The following is a 15,023-nucleotide window of genomic DNA, read 5'->3' as shown; positions in this document are numbered from 1 at the left end:
CCCCATGACTGCAGCCCGACTGCCGCTGGCGATGATCGCCGCGCTGGCCGAGAACCGCGCGATCGGCATCGACAACCGCATGCCCTGGCACCTGCCGGCCGACCTTAAGCACTTCAAGGCGCTGACCCTCGGCAAGCCGATCATCATGGGCCGCAAGACCTGGGACTCGCTGGGGCGGCCGCTGCCGGGGCGCCTCAATCTGGTGGTCAGCCGCCAGCCGGGCCTGCAGCTGGAGGGCGCCGAAGTGTTCGCCTCGCTGGAGGATGCGCTGCTGCGCGCCGAGGCCTGGGCGCGCGCCGAGGAGGCCGAGGAACTGATGCTGATCGGCGGTGCGCAGCTGTACGGCGAGGCGCTGCCGCTGGCCGAGCGGTTGTACCTGACCCGCGTCGGCCTGAGCCCGGCCGGTGACGCGTTCTTCCCCGAGGTGCCGGCTGGCGAATGGCACCTGGCGTCGAGCATCGAGCACGTCGCCCAGGGCGAAACGCCGGCGTATGCCTTCGAGGTGTGGGAGCGCCGCGCGCCGTAAGGCGCTCCTACAACTCGATCAACTCAGCGCGCAGCTGATCGCCGTCGAGGTGCAACAGCCCTAGCGTGATCGGCAGCTTGAAGCGTCGCGGCCCGGCACTGCCCGGGTTGATGTGTAGCAGGGCGCCGCGCTGCTCGATCAGTGGTTGGTGCGAATGGCCGCAGATCACCACCTGCACACCGCGCGCCGCTAGGTCGTCCGGCACATGCGCCGGTTCATGTACGACGAACAAGCGCACTCCTTCGAATTGCAGGTCCAGGCTATGTGGCAGCGCAGCGGCCCAGTCGCCGTGGTCGTTGTTGCCACGCACCGCATGCAGCGGAGCGATCTCGGCCAAGCTGGCGAGGATTTCCGGCTTGCCGATATCGCCGGCATGGATGATCTGCACGCAGCCGGCCAGCGCCGCCAGCGCCTCGGGGCGCAGCAGGCCGTGGGTGTCGGAAATCAGGCCGATCTTCATGGGCATGGGGCTCGCAATGGGCATGTTCCCTCACCCTAGCCCTCTCCCAGTGGGAGAGGGAGCCGCGCGGTGCCACGCAGTGACATTCGGCCGTCCGCCTGACACGGACAGCTCCCTCTCCCTCCGGGAGAGGGTTGGGGTGAGGGGCGGGGGCACCTGGGGCGCAGCGATAGCCAGGATGGGCGCAACAAAAAGCCCGGCACTGGGCCGGGCTTTCGTTGACGCAGGCGCAGCGGCTTAGCCGTCGAGCAGCGCCTTGTCGCGCACCGCGCCCTTGTCGGCGCTGGTGGCCAGCAGGGCGTAGGCCTTCAGGGCAGTGGTCACCTTGCGCGCGCGCGGGGCGACCGGCTTCCAGCCCTTCTTGTCCTGCTCGACGCGGCGCGCGGCCAGGTCGTCATCGGAGATCAGCAGGTTGATGCTGCGGTTGGGGATATCGATCAGCACCTTGTCGCCGTCCTGCACCAGGCCGATGGCGCCGCCCGCGGCGGCTTCCGGCGAGGCGTGGCCGATCGACAGGCCCGAGGTGCCGCCGGAGAAGCGCCCGTCGGTGAGCAGCGCGCAATCCTTGCCCAGGCCCTTGGACTTCAGGTAGCTGGTCGGATAGAGCATTTCCTGCATGCCCGGGCCGCCTTTCGGACCTTCGTAGCGGATGATCACGATGTCACCGGCCTTCACTTCGTCGGCGAGGATGCCGCGCACCGCGCTGTCCTGGCTTTCGAATATCTTCGCCGTGCCTTCGAACACGTGGATCGACTCGTCGACGCCGGCGGTCTTCACCACGCAGCCGTCTAGGGCGATGTTGCCGTACAGCACGGCCAGACCGCCTTCCTGCGAGTAGGCGTTGGCGACGCTGCGGATGCAGCCTTCGGCGCGGTCGTCGTCGACGGTGTCCCAACGGGTCGACTGGCTGAACGCGGTCTGCGTCGGGATACCGGCCGGGCCGGCCTTGAAGAAGGTGTGGACCTTCTCGTCGCTGGTCTGGGTGATGTCCCACTGGGCGATGGCATCGAGCATCGACGGGCTGTGGATGGTCGGCACGTCGGTGTGCAGCAGGCCGCCACGCGCCAGCTCGCCGAGGATCGAGAAAATCCCGCCGGCGCGGTGTACGTCTTCCATGTGGTACTTCTGGATGTTCGGCGCCACCTTGCACAGCTGCGGCACCTTGCGCGACAGGCGATCGATGTCGCGCAGGTCGAAGGCCAGCTCGGCCTCCTGGGCGGCGGCCAGCAGGTGCAGGATGGTGTTGGTCGAGCCACCCATGGCGATGTCCAGGGTCATGGCGTTTTCGAACGATTTGAAGTTGGCGACGTTGCGCGGCAGCACTGACTCGTCGTTCTCGCCGTAGTAACGCTGGCACAGCTCGACGGCCAGACGCCCGGCGCGCAGGAACAGCTGCTCGCGGTCGCTGTGCGTGGCCAGGGTCGAACCGTTGCCCGGCAGGGCCAGGCCGAGGGCTTCCATCAGGCAGTTCATCGAGTTGGCGGTGAACATGCCGGAGCAGGAACCGCAGGTCGGGCAGGCGCTGCGCTCGTACTCGGCGACCTTCTCATCGGAGCAGGAATCGTCAGCGGCAACGACCATCGCGTCGACCAGGTCCAGACCATGGCTGGCCAGCTTGGTCTTGCCGGCTTCCATCGGCCCGCCGGAGACGAACACCACCGGGATGTTCAGGCGCAGGGCGGCCATCAGCATGCCGGGGGTGATCTTGTCGCAATTGGAGATGCAGACGATGGCGTCGGCGCAGTGCGCGTTGACCATGTACTCCACGGAGTCGGCGATGATCTCGCGGCTCGGCAGCGAATAGAGCATGCCGTCGTGGCCCATGGCGATGCCGTCGTCGACCGCGATGGTGTTGAATTCCTTGGCCACGCCGCCGTGCTTCTCGATCTCGCGGGCGACCAGCTGGCCGAGGTCCTTCAGGTGCACGTGGCCGGGCACGAACTGGGTGAAGGAGTTGGCGATGGCGATGATCGGCTTCTTGAAGTCTTCGTCCTTCATCCCGGTGGCGCGCCACAGGGCGCGGGCGCCGGCCATGTTGCGGCCGTGGGTGGAGGTTTTCGAGCGGTAATCAGGCATGACGGTTTCCTGCGGCTAATCAGGGAAGCATTGATGTGTTGCGAGCGGGTCGGCGGTGGATCGTCGCGCGACACGAGGGGCGTTGGTCGAGACGGGATCACCGTCCGCACCGCCCGGGCTCACAAGCCCGCCGGAGGATGATTGGCGAGAGATAGCCCGATTCTACGCCGCCGGCGGCCACCGGGGAAAGGCTGGCGGTCGGCAAGCCAGACAGCACAACGCCCGAGCGAGTCGGGCGTTGGCGGTAGGGCGAGGGAGGGGTCAGGCCGCTTGCGACAGCGCGGCGTTGACCGGGGTGGCCGGCAGCGCGGCCGGGCGGCGCATGGCGTGGGCCAGTTGGTCCTTGTCCAGCTCGCCTTCCCAGCGCGCCACGACGATGGTCGCTACGGCGTTACCGACCAGGTTGGTCAGTGCGCGGCACTCGGACATGAAGCGGTCGATGCCGAGGATCAGCGCCATGCCGGCGACCGGCACCGCCGGCACCACCGAGAGGGTCGCGGCGAGGGTGATGAAGCCGGCGCCGGTGATGCCCGCTGCGCCCTTGGAGCTGAGCATGGCGACCAGCAGGAGGAGGATCTGGTCGCTCAGCGCCAGCGGCGTGTCGGTGGCCTGGGCGATGAACAGCGCGGCCAGGGTCATGTAGATGTTGGTGCCGTCGAGGTTGAACGAGTAGCCGGTGGGGATCACCAGGCCGACCACCGAGCGCTTGCAGCCGGCCTTCTCCATCTTGTCCATGAGGGTCGGCAGCGCCGCTTCCGAGGAGCTGGTGCCGAGCACCAGCAGCAGTTCTTCCTTGATGTAGCGGATCAGCGCGAAGATCGAGAAGCCGTTGTAGCGCGCCACCGCACCGAGCACCACGACCACGAACAGCAGCGCGGTGAGGTAGAAGGTGGCGATCAGCATGGCGAGGTTGGCCACCGAGCCAATGCCGTACTTGCCGATGGTGAAGGCCATGGCGCCGAACGCGCCGATCGGTGCGGCTTTCATGAGGATCGCCACCAGCTTGAACACCGGCGCGACCAGGGCCTGGAGGAAGTTCACCACCGGGGTGCCCTTGTCGCCGACCAGCGCCAGGGCGATGCCGAACAGCACCGAGAAGAACAGCACCTGGAGGATGTCGCCGGAGGCGAAGGCGCCGACGATGGTGGTCGGGATGATGTTGCTGAGGAAGCCGACGATGCTCTGCTCATGCGCCTTGGCGGCGAAATCGGCGACCGCCTTGGGATCCAGCGAGGCGGCGCTGATGTGCATGCCGGCGCCCGGCTGCACCACGTTGCCGACCACCAGGCCGACCACCAGGGCCAGCGTCGAGAAGGTCAGGAAGTACAGCATCGCCTTGCCGGCGACGCGACCGACCTTCTTCATGTCGCTCATCCCGGCGATGCCGGTGGCGATGGTCAGGAAGATCACCGGGGCGATGATCATCTTCACCAGCTTGATGAAGGCATCGCCGAGCGGCTTCATCGCTTCCCCGAGCTGCGGGTAGAAATGCCCGAGCAGGATGCCGATGAAAATGGCCAGCAGGACCTGGAAGTACAGGTGGGTGTAGAGAGGCGCTTTCTTGGCCGGCGGAAGGTCGGCAGCGAGTTGCACAGGGCTCATTGTTATATCTCCGGGGGCCTGCCAGGCCCAGGTAGTCGAACGGTGACGAAGCCGCAGACTTCGTTGCCCAAGCCCAGAGCAAGCCGCGCGCCAGCTTTGCGCTAATCACATAACTGATTGATAAATAACGATAAGTATTCGTCAGGAAGACTGCTTTGTCGGGGCGTTTGGGCGAATATCCGCACAGGGCAGTTGAGCTGTGTGCGGAATTCGGCGCAGACTTTCCTTCCCCCATCCACGGCGGCAGGCGCATGAGCGGATTCGACCCGAGTACCCGGCACGGGCGCCGACGCGCCTGGTGGCTGTTCGGCCTGTTCGCCGTGCTGCTCGCCGTGCTGAGCCTGTGGCTGGCCGGCGAGCACGGCCGCCGCCAGGCCTACGACGAACTCGCCGAACGCGCGCGTCGCGATGCCGACCTCAACAGCGTGGTGCTGCGCACCGTGCTGGAGAAGCAGCGCTCGCTGCCCTTCGTGCTGGCCCAGGACCGCGACATCCGCGATGCCCTGGTGTCGCGCAACGCCGCCGCGCTGCGGCGCATCGACCAGAAGTTCGAGAGCCTGCTGGCCGGCACGCGCGCCTCGGTGATCTACCTGCTGGACGCCGGCGGCCTGGCCGTGGCGTCGAGCAACTGGCGCGAGCCGACCAGCTTCGTCGGCAGCCGCTACGACTTCCGCGCCTACTACCGCCAGGCCGCCGCCGAAGGCAGCGCCGAGCACTACGCGCTGGGCAGCGTCAGCAAGCGCCCCGGGCTGTACATCTCGCGGCGCGTCGAGGGGCCGGCGGGGATGCTCGGCGTGGTGGTGGTCAAGCTCGAGTTCGACGACGTCGAGCACGACTGGCAGCGCGCCGACGACAGCAGCTACGTCACCGACACGCGCGGCATCGTGCTGATCACCAGCCGCCCGGCGTGGCGCTTCATGACCCTGGCGCCGGTGGCCGCCGAGCAGCAGGGGGCGATCCGCGAGAGCCTGCAGTTCGGCGACGCCTCGCTGGCGCCGCTGCCGATCGAGCCGCGCACCCCGCAAGGCGAGCCGGATGTGGTGCGCGCGCAGCTGCCGGGCGCCGCCGCGCCGGCCGAGTTCCTGCGCGTCAGCACTGCGGTGCCGGCCACCGGCTGGCGCCTCAACCTGCTGGTGCCGACCGCCCAGGCGGTGCAGGGGGCGATGCGCGAGAGTCGCAGCCTGGCGCTGTTCGGCCTCGGCCTGCTGCTCGGCCTCGCCGCGTTCGTCCTCTACCGCCGGCAGAAGGCGATTCAGCGCGCCACCGAGCAGGAGCAGGCGCGCCTGGAACTGGAGCGCCGGGTGATCGAGCGCACCCAGCAGCTGAGTCGCGCACGCGACGAGTTGCAGGAGCAGATCGACGAACGCCTGAAGGCCGAGGCCAGCCTGCAGTCGGTGCAGCAGGAGCTGGTGCAGGCCAACCGCCTGGCGATCCTCGGGCAGGTCGCCGCCGGCGTGGCGCACGAGATCAACCAGCCGGTGGCGGCGATCCGCAGCTACGCCGACAACGCGCGGACCTTCCTCAGCCGCGACAACGGCGAGCAGGCCGGGCGCAACCTGGAACAGATCGCCAGCCTCACCGAACGCATCGGCACCATCACCGACGAGCTGCGCAGCTTCTCCCGCAAGGGCCAGCGGGCGATCGAGCCGATCCCTTTGGTGGAAGTCATCGACGGCGCGCTGCTATTGCTCGGCAGCCGCTTCCGCCAGCGCTACGGGCGCATCGACGTGGTTAAGCCGGCGGCCGAGTTGCGCGTGATGGGCACGCGCATTCGCCTCGAACAGGTGCTGATCAACCTGCTGCAGAACGCTTTGGAGGCGGTGGAGAACCATCCGGACGGGCGCGTCGAAGTCAGCGTCAGCGAGCAGGAAGAGGGTGTGGCGCTGATCGTCAGCGACAACGGCGGCGGCATTCCCGAGGCGATCATGGCGGCGCTGTTCACCCCCTTCAACACCTCCAAGGAAGGCGGTCTGGGCCTCGGCCTGGTGATCTCCAAGGACATCATCGGCGAGTTCGGCGGGCGTATCGAAGTTGCCAGCAGCGTCGCCGGAACCCGTTTCACCGTGTATTTGCAGAAGGCCGTCTAAGCATGGAAATTCGCCCCCCCGTGGCCTTCGTCGACGACGATGCCGAGCTGCGTGCCGCCAACCAGCAGAGCCTGGAACTGGCTGGCTTCGAGGTGCTGCCGTTCGCCGACGCGGAGAGTGCGCTGGCCGCCCTGGATCGCGACTTTGCCGGGGTGGTGGTCAGCGACGTGCGCATGCCGCGCATCGACGGCCTGGAATTGTTCGCCCGTCTCAAGGCGCTGGATCCCGACCTGCCGGTGATCCTCATCACCGGGCATGGCGACATCCCCATGGCGGTGGAAGCGCTGCACAACGGCGCCTACGACTTCATCGCCAAGCCCTACGGCGCCGAGCGTCTGGTACAGAGCGTGGCGCGCGCCGCCGAGAAGCGCCGCCTGGTGCTGGAGAATCGCGCCCTGCGGCTGGCCGCCGAGAGCGCCGAGGAGAGCCTGCCGCTGCTCGGCCAGACCCCGGCCATGCAGCACCTGCGCCGTACTTTGCGGCACATCGCCGACACCGACGTCGACGTGCTGATCGCCGGCGAGACCGGCAGCGGCAAGGAGGTGGTGGCGCGCCTGCTGCACGACTGGAGCCGGCGCAGCCGCGGGCACTTCGTCGCGGTGAATTGCGGCGCGCTGCCGGAGACCATGATCGAGAGCGAGCTGTTCGGTCACGAGGCCGGCGCTTTCACCGGCGCGCAGAAGAAACGCATCGGCCGCATCGAGCATTCCAGTGGCGGCACGCTGTTCCTCGACGAGATCGAGAGCATGCCGGCGGCGGCGCAGGTGCGCCTGCTGCGCGTGCTCGAACAGCGCGAGGTGGTGCCGCTGGGCAGCAACGAGCACCGCGCGCTGGACCTGCGGGTGGTCGCGGCGGCGAAGATCGACCTCGGCGACCCGGCGCAGCGCGGCGATTTCCGCGAGGACCTGTACTACCGGCTGAACGTGGTGACCCTGAGCATCCCGCCGCTGCGCGAGCGCAAGGAGGACATCCCGCTGCTGTTCGCGCATTTCAGTCAGCGCGCCGCGGCGCGCTTCAAGCTCGGTGCCCCGGAGCTGACCGCCGACCTGCGCCGTCAGCTGTTCCAGCACGATTGGCCGGGCAACGTGCGCGAGCTGGCGCATTTCGCCGAACGCTGCGTGCTCGGCCTCAATCCCAGCGAGGCACCCAGCGCGGCGCTGCCGCTGGCGGCGGTGGAAGCCAGCTTGCCGGAACGCCTGGAAGCCTACGAAGCCGAACTGATCCGCCAGGCGCTGGCCGCCAACGCCGGCGACGTGCGCGCCAGCCTGGAAGCGCTGGGTATCCCGCGCAAGACCTTCTACGACAAGCTGGCCCGCCACGGCATCGACCGCGCCGAGTATGCGGCGCGCAAGGATGGCGAGTAGGCCGTCAGTGCGGAATGCTGACGGCGGTAGGAGCGAATTCATTCGCGATGGCGGAGGGGCGGAATCGCGAATGAATTCGCTCCTACACAGGCCGGCGCCGACCATGTAGGAGCGGCCCATGGCCGCGAATGGTGAGTAGGGTGGAAAACCGCGCAGCGTTTTCCACCGGGGGGCCATCTCGGTGGTGGATGGATAAGGCGCCATCCACCCCGCGATGCGCCGTCAGGCGTTAGGCAGCAAACGCACGGTCAGGCTCTTGATGTAGCGCGTCTCCGGGATCGCCGGGTGCACCGGGTGGTCCGGGCCCTGACCGCCGCGTTCGAGCAGCTGGATGTTGCGGTCGAGGTGGCGCGCGCTGGACAGCAGGATGTTCTGCAGGTCGTCTTCCGGCAGGTGCATCGAGCAGCTGGCGCTGACCAGGATGCCGTCCTTGCTGAGCAGGCGCATGGCCTGTTCGTTGAGACGCCGGTAGGCCGCCTCACCGTTCTTCAGGTCCTTCTTGCGCTTGATGAACGCGGGTGGGTCGGCGATCACCACGTCGAAGCGCTCCTCGGCGGCCTTCAGCTCCTTGAGCGCCTCGAACACGTCGCCTTCGATGCAAGTGACCTGCTCGGCCACGCCGTTGAGGGTGGCGTTGCGCTCGACGCCGTCGAGGGCCAGCGCCGAGCCGTCGACGCAGAACACTTCACTGGCGCCGAACGCCGCGGCCTGCACGCCCCAGCCGCCGATGTAGCTGAACAGGTCGAGCACGCGCTTGCCCTGCACGTAGGGCGCCAGGCGTGCGCGGTTCATGCGGTGGTCGTAGAACCAGCCGGTCTTCTGCCCGCCGACCACCGGCGCCTCGAACTTCACGCCGTTCTCTTCCAGCGCGACCCACTCGGGAACCACGCCGAAGGCGGTCTCGACGTAGCGCTCGAGGCCCTCGGCGTCGCGCGCCGCGGAGTCGTTCTTGAGCAGGATGCCGCGCGGCTGGAGGACCTGGATCAGCGCGGCGAGCACGTCGTCCTTGTGGCGTTCCATGGTCGCCGAGGCGAGCTGCACCACCAGGATGTCGAAGAAGCGGTCGACCACCAGGCCCGGCAGCAGGTCGGAGTCGCCGTACACCAGGCGGTAGCACGGCTGGTCGAACAGCCGCTCGCGCAGGCTCAGAGCGACGTTGAGGCGGTGCACCAGCAGCGACTTGTCGAGTACGTGCTTGAGGTCGCGCGACAGCAGGCGCGCGCAGATCAGGTTGTTCGGGCTGATGCCGACGATGCCCAGCGGCTTGCCGCCGGCGGCCTCGAGGATCGCCTGGTCGCCGGCCTGGAACGCCGCCAGCGGGGTGGCGGCGACGTCGATCTCGTTGCTGTAGATCCACAGGTGGCCGGCGCGCAGGCGGCGGTCGGCATTGGCTTTGAGGCGCAGGCTGGGCAGGGTCATGGCGACGCTCCGGAAAAATAGCGCGCGAGTATAGCCCAGTGCGCCGCCGCGCTGGCGCCGGCCGGTCAGGCGGCGAGCAGCTCCAGCAGGGCCTGGTTGAAGGCCGGCAGGTCGTCCGGTTTGCGGCTGCTGAGCAGCGTGCCGTCGCGCACCACCACCTGGTCCTGCCAGTGGCCGCCGGCGTTGCGGATGTCGTCCTGCAGCGACGGCCAACTGGTCAGCGTGCGGCCCTTGAGCAGCCCGGCGGAGACCAGCAGCCAGGCGCCGTGGCAGATCACCGCGATCGGCTTGCCGGCCTTATCCGCCGCCTGCACCAGGCGCAGCGCGCCGGGCAGGCGGCGGATGCTGTCGGCGTTGACCACCCCGCCGGGCAGCACCAGCGCGTCGTAGTCGACGATGCGCGCCTGGTCGAAGGTCGCGTCGACGGCGAACTGTTCGCCCGGTTGCAGGTGGTTCCAGCCCTGCACCTGGCCGAGTTCGGCGGACAGCAGCGTGGTGCGCGCGCCGGCCTGCTGGAGGGCGTGCCGTGGGGCGGTCATCTCGACCTGCTCGAAGCCGTCGGTGACCAGCAGGGCGACGCGTTTACCGTGCAGGGAAAGGCTCATGGCGGCGGCTCCATCGGACGAATGCGGGGGCTTACTGAATTTCCGACCGCAGCCGCCGATAAAGTTTCAGCCTGTTTTTCCACCGCTGGCCGGCACGGCCATGCCGGCCGAATCGCGTGCGGGTTACACTGCGCGCTCAACGTTGAGCAGTCGTTATGAGCCAGGAAATCTCCGCGGAACAGATTCAACAAGTGCTGCAGGGCATCAGCGTGCCGCCGCAGCCGCAGATCATGGTCGACCTGCAGATGGAGCAGGTCATGCCCAATCCCGACCTCAAGGCGATTGCCCGCCTGATCGGCCAGGACCCGGGGCTGTCCGGGGCACTGCTGAAGATCGTCAACTCGCCGTACTTCGGCCTGGCCAACAAGGTCAGTTCGATCCAGCGCGCGGTCAACCTGCTCGGCAGCCGCTCGGTGATCAACATGATCAACGCGCTGTCGATCAAGGGCGAGATGAGCGACGAGACCATCGTCACCCTCAACCGCTTCTGGGACAACGCCCAGGACGTGGCGATGACCTGCCTGACCCTGGCCAAGCGCATCGGTTGCGAGGCGGTCGACGAGGCCTACACCCTCGGCCTGTTTCACAACTGCGGCATCCCGCTGATGCTCAAGCGCTTCCCCAACTACATGACGGTGCTCGAAGAGTCCTACGCCAGTGCCAGTGACGAGCGGCGCATCGTCGACACCGAGAACCGCCTGCTGAACACCAACCATGCGGTGGTCGGCTACTTCACGGCGAAGTCGTGGAACCTGCCGCAGCACCTCTGCGAGGCGATCGCCAGTCACCACAACTGCCTGTCGCTGTTCACCGACGATTCATCGCGCGATATCTCGCTGAAGAACCTGCTGGCGATCCTCAAGATGGCCGAGCACATCTGCGAGTCGTACCGCGTGCTGGCCGACCAGGAAGTCGACCTCGAGTGGGAAACCCTGCGCGCGCCGGTGCTGGAATACGTCGGCCTGTCCGGCTACGACTTCGACAACCTCAAGGAAAGCATCCGCGACCTCGGCCGTTACTGATCCCCATGCCTGAACTCCCAGAAGTCGAAACCACCCGCCGCGGCATCGAGCCCTACCTCAAGGGCCAGCGGGTCAGTCGCGTGGTGGTGCGCGAGCGCCGCCTGCGCTGGCCGATCCCCGAGGACCTCGATGTGCGCCTGTCCGGGCAGCGCATCGTCAGCGTCGAACGGCGCGCCAAGTACCTGCTGATCGGCGCCGAGGTCGGCACACTGATCAGCCACCTGGGCATGTCCGGCAGTTTGCGGCTGGTCGAGCAGGGGTTGCCGGCGGCCAAGCACGAGCACGTCGACATCGAGCTGGAGTCCGGCCTGGCGCTGCGCTACACCGATCCGCGACGCTTCGGTGCGTTGCTGTGGAGCCAAGACCCGCTCAACCACGAACTGCTCGTGCGCCTCGGCCCCGAGCCGCTCGGCGCGCTGTTCGACGGCGAGCGCCTGTACCAGCTGTCGCGCGGCAAACAGGTCGCGGTCAAACCGTTCATCATGGACAACGCGGTGGTGGTCGGGGTGGGCAACATCTACGCCAGCGAGGCGCTGTTCGCCGCCGGCATCGACCCGCGCCGCGCCGCCGGCTCGATCTCGCGGGCGCGCTATCTGCAGCTGGCGCTGGATATCAAGCGCATCCTCGCGCATGCCATCGAACGCGGCGGCACCACGCTGCGCGACTTCGTCGGCGGCGACGGCCAGCCCGGCTATTTCCAGCAGGAGCTGTTCGTCTACGGGCGCGGCGGCGAGTTCTGCAAGAGCTGCGGCAGCACCCTGCGCGAGGTCAAACTGGGCCAGCGCGCCAGCGTCTACTGCCCGCGCTGCCAGCGCTGAGAACCTCCCTCGAGACGCGGTCCTGCGCCGCGCCTCGCGTATTCACTTCAACCGACAAGAACAAGATCGTGGACAACTCCAACTACCTGCCTCCCAACCCCTTCGCCGAATGGGTCGGCCACAGCATGCTCAAACTGCTCGGCTGGCGCATCGAAGGCGCGCTGCCGCCGCTCGACAAGTTCGTGGTGATCGGCGCGCACCACACCTCCAACTGGGACTTCGTGCTGTTTCTCGCCGCCAAGTTCGTGCTGCGCCTGAACGCCCGCTGGTTCGCCAAGCACAGCATCTTTTGCTGGCCGTTCGGCGCGCTGCTGCAGCGCTGGGGTGGCGTGCCGATCCGTCGCGACCGCCAGGGCAACATGGTCGAGCAGGCGGTGCAGCAGTTCCGCGAGCAGCGCCAGTTCATGCTGGTGATCTCCCCGGAAGGCACGCGCAGCAAGGTCGAGCGCTGGAAGATGGGCTTCTACCACATCGCCCGCGGCGCCGAGGTGCCGGTGGTGCTGGCGGCGCTCGACTATGTGCAGCGGCGCATCGTGCTCGGGCCGCCGTTCACCCCGAGCGGTGACGAGGCCGCCGACCTGCGGCAGATGCTGGCGTTCTACCGCGAGTTTCCGCCGAAAAAGCCGCAGTACGCCTTTCACGGCGATTGATGGCGATCACGCTGACATCTGCCAAGGCGCTGTTATAGTTATCGGCACTGCCATCCAATAAAACCAACTCGAAGGACCGCTTCCATGAACCTGTTCCGTGCAACCGCTGTTGTCCTGGCTCTGACCACTGGCCTGCTGGCGTTGCCGGCGCAGGCGCAACAAGGTGTGCAGAACACCAGTGGCGATCCGTTCTACACCGCAGACGCGCCACCGGCCTACGCGATGGTCGGCGACCTGCTGATTGCCCGTCCGCTGCTGATCGCCGGCACCATCATCGGCGCCGGGCTGTTCGTGGTCAGCCTGCCGTTCAGCGCGCTGGGTGGCAACATCAAGGAAGCCGGCCAGGCACTGGTGGTCGATCCGGGCAAAGAGGCCTTCGTGCGCTGCCTGGGCTGCACCATCAGCGGCTACCAGCACGGCGACAGTTACCAGGCGAGCAGCAGCTACTAAGCTCCCCCGGCTCCACGAAGCCCCTGCCGCACCAGCGCCAGGGGCTTTTTCATGTCCGCTATGCTCAGGGCTGAGCCGCAGCTGCAGGGAGCAGGGACGTGAAGCAGTATTCGCGCATCATTCTGGTGGCCCTGCTCGCGACAGGGCTGTGTTACTCGTTCTGGGCCAGTGCCGGCTGGCTGCAGCTGTGCGCCGGGCTGGCGCTGTTCCTGTTCGGCATGCAGTGCCTGGAAGAGGGCCTGCGCCAGTTGGCCGGCAGCAAGCTCGAGCAGTTGCTTGGCAGCAGCACCGCGACGCCGGGCAAGGCGCTGCTGTTCGGCATCGGCGGCACCATGCTGTTGCAGTCGAGCACCCTGGTGTCGCTGCTGACCATCGCCTTCATCAGCACCGGGCTGATCCAGCTGGCCGGCGGCATTGCCATCCTGTTCGGCGCCAACCTCGGCGCCACCAGCGGCATCTGGCTGCTGGCGCTGGCCGGGCAGAACCTCAGCCTCAGTCCGCTGGCCCTGCCATTGCTGGTGCTCGGCGTGCTCGCCGCGTTCAACGGGGCAAAGAGCAAGGCGGCCGGGCGCATCGTGCTGGGCGTGGCGTTCATCTTCCTCGGCATCGACCAGATCAAGGAGGGCTTCTCGGCCTTCGGCGGCGAGCTCGACCTGAGCCAGTACCGGCTCGACGGGGTGGCCGGCGCGCTGCTGTTCACCGCGGTCGGCCTGCTGGTGACCGTGGTGGTGCAGTCCAGCCATGCGGCGCTGATGCTGACCCTCGCCGCGCTGGCCGGCGGGCAGCTGGAGCTGGTTCAGGCGCTGGCCATCGCCATCGGCTCCAACGTCGGCAGCAGCGTCAGCACCGCGGTGGTCGGCTCGCTCGGCGGCAACCGCAGCGGCCAGCGTCTGGCGCTGGCGCACGTGCTGTTCAACGTGGTCACCGCCAGCCTGACCCTGCTGTTGCTGGCGCCGCTGACCTGGCTGGTGAAGTGGCTGACCGCGCAGGTCGGCATCGGCGACAACAGCCTGCTGCAGCTGGCGCTGTTCCACACCCTGTTCAACGCCGGTGGCGTGCTGCTGTTCTGGCCCTGGCAGGCGCGCCTGGCGCAATGGCTGACGCGCTGGCTGCCGGACCGCCCTGAGCCGCAGGTGCTGATCACCGAACTGGCCGCCGACCCGCGCGAGCCGGAACGCACCCGCGCGCGCTACCTCAACGAACGCGCGCTGGACTCCGCCGACGCCGCCGCCGGCGCGGTGGTCCAGGAGCTGCGCCATCTCGGCCGGCTGAGCCTGGAGGTGATCTGCCACGCGCTGTACCTGCCGGTCGACCAGCTCGGCAAGGTGCGCGGCGACGAGGCCCTGCTGCAGGCTCCGCCGGAGGACCACAGCCTCGACGCCGAGGCGCTCTATCAGCGGCACATCAAGGGCGTGTACGGTGACCTGCTGAGCTTCATGGGCCGCCTCGACGTGCCGCTCGACGAGGCGCACCGCGCGTTCTGGGTGGCCTGCCAGGTCGCCGCGCTGCAGCTGGTGGATGCGGTGAAGGACGCCAAGCACCTGCAGAAGAACCTCGGCCACTACCTGCGCGAGCCGCCGTCGACCGTGCGCCAGGCCTACGTCGAGCTGCGTCGGCAGCTGCTGGTGCTGCTCCACGAGGTCTACGAGTTGGGCCGCAGCGGGCTCAGCGACGAGGCCTGGAATGCCCAGCTGCAGCGCATCGACGAGCAGGCCGCGGCGTTCGACGCGGCGTTCCGCGATCGGCTGTTCGCCCAGGTGCGCCTGCGCGAACTGGACGGCCTGCAGACCAGCTCGCTGATGAACGACCTCGGCTACGTCAGCCGCATCTTCCAGAGCCTGCGCAACGTGCTGCTGCTCGGCGAGGGCCAGGAGCCACTGCGCGCGCTGCGGCGCATCGAGTCGGGAATCGAGGCGTCGATTCTGGTCGAGCCGCGCTGAGCCC

General features: G+C 67.9%; 13 protein-coding genes. 8 read left to right on the top strand and 5 right to left on the bottom strand.

The annotated features are described in order from the left end of the window. Positions 1-4 precede the first annotated feature (4 nt). Positions 5-526: a dihydrofolate reductase gene (locus JQX08_RS17005; protein WP_205349602.1), complete on the top strand. Its 522-nt coding sequence runs from the start codon at positions 5-7 to the stop codon at positions 524-526. A gap of 7 nt (positions 527-533) precedes the next feature. Here the strand turns inward: JQX08_RS17005 and JQX08_RS17000 are convergent, their stop codons facing one another. The 3 genes from JQX08_RS17000 to JQX08_RS16990 all read right to left on the bottom strand — a co-directional run bounded on the left by JQX08_RS17000 (position 534) and on the right by JQX08_RS16990 (position 4,664). Next, positions 534-986, bottom strand: coding sequence for a metallophosphoesterase family protein (locus JQX08_RS17000; protein ID WP_205349881.1), 453 nt, complete (start codon positions 984-986; stop codon positions 534-536). 237 nt (positions 987-1,223) lie between these two features. Continuing rightward, positions 1,224-3,062 (bottom strand): dihydroxy-acid dehydratase, encoded by a 1,839-nt coding sequence (gene ilvD, locus JQX08_RS16995; RefSeq protein ID WP_205349601.1) that lies wholly within the window; start codon positions 3,060-3,062, stop codon positions 1,224-1,226. A gap of 261 nt (positions 3,063-3,323) precedes the next feature. Further along, complete coding sequence (locus JQX08_RS16990) at positions 3,324-4,664, bottom strand: dicarboxylate/amino acid:cation symporter (protein WP_205349600.1); 1,341 nt, start codon at positions 4,662-4,664, stop codon at positions 3,324-3,326. 251 nt (positions 4,665-4,915) lie between these two features. Here JQX08_RS16990 and JQX08_RS16985 point away from each other — a divergent pair, with 251 nt between their 5' ends. Both JQX08_RS16985 and JQX08_RS16980 read left to right on the top strand, forming a co-directional pair. Further along, positions 4,916-6,751, top strand: a complete 1,836-nt coding sequence (locus JQX08_RS16985; protein ID WP_205349599.1) for a sensor histidine kinase — start codon at positions 4,916-4,918, stop codon at positions 6,749-6,751. An 8-nt stretch (positions 6,752-6,759) separates the two neighbouring features. Continuing rightward, positions 6,760-8,115 (top strand): sigma-54-dependent transcriptional regulator, encoded by a 1,356-nt coding sequence (locus JQX08_RS16980; protein WP_346727604.1) that lies wholly within the window; start codon positions 6,760-6,762, stop codon positions 8,113-8,115. A gap of 222 nt (positions 8,116-8,337) precedes the next feature. Here JQX08_RS16980 and JQX08_RS16975 read toward each other — a convergent pair whose 3' ends face one another. Beyond that, positions 8,338-9,534 (bottom strand): class I SAM-dependent rRNA methyltransferase, encoded by a 1,197-nt coding sequence (locus tag JQX08_RS16975; RefSeq protein ID WP_205349597.1) that lies wholly within the window; start codon positions 9,532-9,534, stop codon positions 8,338-8,340. 65 nt (positions 9,535-9,599) lie between these two features. After that, positions 9,600-10,139, bottom strand: a complete 540-nt coding sequence (locus tag JQX08_RS16970; protein WP_205349596.1) for a type 1 glutamine amidotransferase domain-containing protein — start codon at positions 10,137-10,139, stop codon at positions 9,600-9,602. Positions 10,140-10,294: 155 nt separating this feature from the next. Here JQX08_RS16970 and JQX08_RS16965 point away from each other — a divergent pair, with 155 nt between their 5' ends. From JQX08_RS16965 to JQX08_RS16945, 5 genes are all read left to right on the top strand, one after another. Next, a complete protein-coding gene (locus JQX08_RS16965; protein ID WP_239482216.1) occupies positions 10,295-11,161 on the top strand; it encodes an HDOD domain-containing protein in 867 nt (288 codons plus the stop codon). Positions 11,162-11,166: 5 nt separating this feature from the next. Continuing rightward, positions 11,167-11,979 carry a bifunctional DNA-formamidopyrimidine glycosylase/DNA-(apurinic or apyrimidinic site) lyase gene (mutM, locus tag JQX08_RS16960; RefSeq protein WP_205349595.1) on the top strand — a complete coding sequence of 271 codons (813 nt, stop codon included), beginning with the start codon at positions 11,167-11,169 and terminating at the stop codon, positions 11,977-11,979. A 125-nt stretch (positions 11,980-12,104) separates the two neighbouring features. Continuing rightward, positions 12,105-12,629, top strand: a complete 525-nt coding sequence (locus tag JQX08_RS16955) for a lysophospholipid acyltransferase family protein (RefSeq protein ID WP_205349879.1) — start codon at positions 12,105-12,107, stop codon at positions 12,627-12,629. A gap of 84 nt (positions 12,630-12,713) precedes the next feature. Then, positions 12,714-13,079 carry a multidrug transporter gene (locus JQX08_RS16950; RefSeq protein ID WP_205349594.1) on the top strand — a complete coding sequence of 122 codons (366 nt, stop codon included), beginning with the start codon at positions 12,714-12,716 and terminating at the stop codon, positions 13,077-13,079. Between the two features lie 98 nt (positions 13,080-13,177). Continuing rightward, positions 13,178-15,019 (top strand): Na/Pi cotransporter family protein, encoded by a 1,842-nt coding sequence (locus JQX08_RS16945; RefSeq protein ID WP_205349593.1) that lies wholly within the window; start codon positions 13,178-13,180, stop codon positions 15,017-15,019. Positions 15,020-15,023: the final 4 nt, after the last annotated feature.

Origin of the sequence: Zestomonas insulae, assembly GCF_016901015.1 — a bacterium.
Classification (GTDB): domain Bacteria; phylum Pseudomonadota; class Gammaproteobacteria; order Pseudomonadales; family Pseudomonadaceae; genus Aquipseudomonas; species Aquipseudomonas insulae.
The sequence above is the reverse complement of the archived record's forward strand: the minus strand, read 5'-3'. Positions and strand labels throughout refer to the sequence as shown.

Bases quoted from the DNA above. Each gene is read 5' to 3' on its own strand.
- JQX08_RS17005 (WP_205349602.1), top strand. From the start codon at position 5: ATGACTGCAGCCCGACTGCCGCTGGCGATGATCGCCGCGCTGGCCGAG.
- JQX08_RS17000 (WP_205349881.1), bottom strand. From the start codon at position 986: ATGAAGATCGGCCTGATTTCCGACACCCACGGCCTGCTGCGCCCCGAG.
- ilvD (WP_205349601.1), bottom strand. From the start codon at position 3,062: ATGCCTGATTACCGCTCGAAAACCTCCACCCACGGCCGCAACATGGCC.
- JQX08_RS16990 (WP_205349600.1), bottom strand. From the start codon at position 4,664: ATGAGCCCTGTGCAACTCGCTGCCGACCTTCCGCCGGCCAAGAAAGCG.
- JQX08_RS16985 (WP_205349599.1), top strand. From the start codon at position 4,916: ATGAGCGGATTCGACCCGAGTACCCGGCACGGGCGCCGACGCGCCTGG.
- JQX08_RS16975 (WP_205349597.1), bottom strand. From the start codon at position 9,534: ATGACCCTGCCCAGCCTGCGCCTCAAAGCCAATGCCGACCGCCGCCTG.
- JQX08_RS16970 (WP_205349596.1), bottom strand. From the start codon at position 10,139: ATGAGCCTTTCCCTGCACGGTAAACGCGTCGCCCTGCTGGTCACCGAC.
- JQX08_RS16965 (WP_239482216.1), top strand. From the start codon at position 10,295: ATGAGCCAGGAAATCTCCGCGGAACAGATTCAACAAGTGCTGCAGGGC.
- mutM (WP_205349595.1), top strand. From the start codon at position 11,167: ATGCCTGAACTCCCAGAAGTCGAAACCACCCGCCGCGGCATCGAGCCC.
- JQX08_RS16955 (WP_205349879.1), top strand. From the start codon at position 12,105: ATGCTCAAACTGCTCGGCTGGCGCATCGAAGGCGCGCTGCCGCCGCTC.
- JQX08_RS16950 (WP_205349594.1), top strand. From the start codon at position 12,714: ATGAACCTGTTCCGTGCAACCGCTGTTGTCCTGGCTCTGACCACTGGC.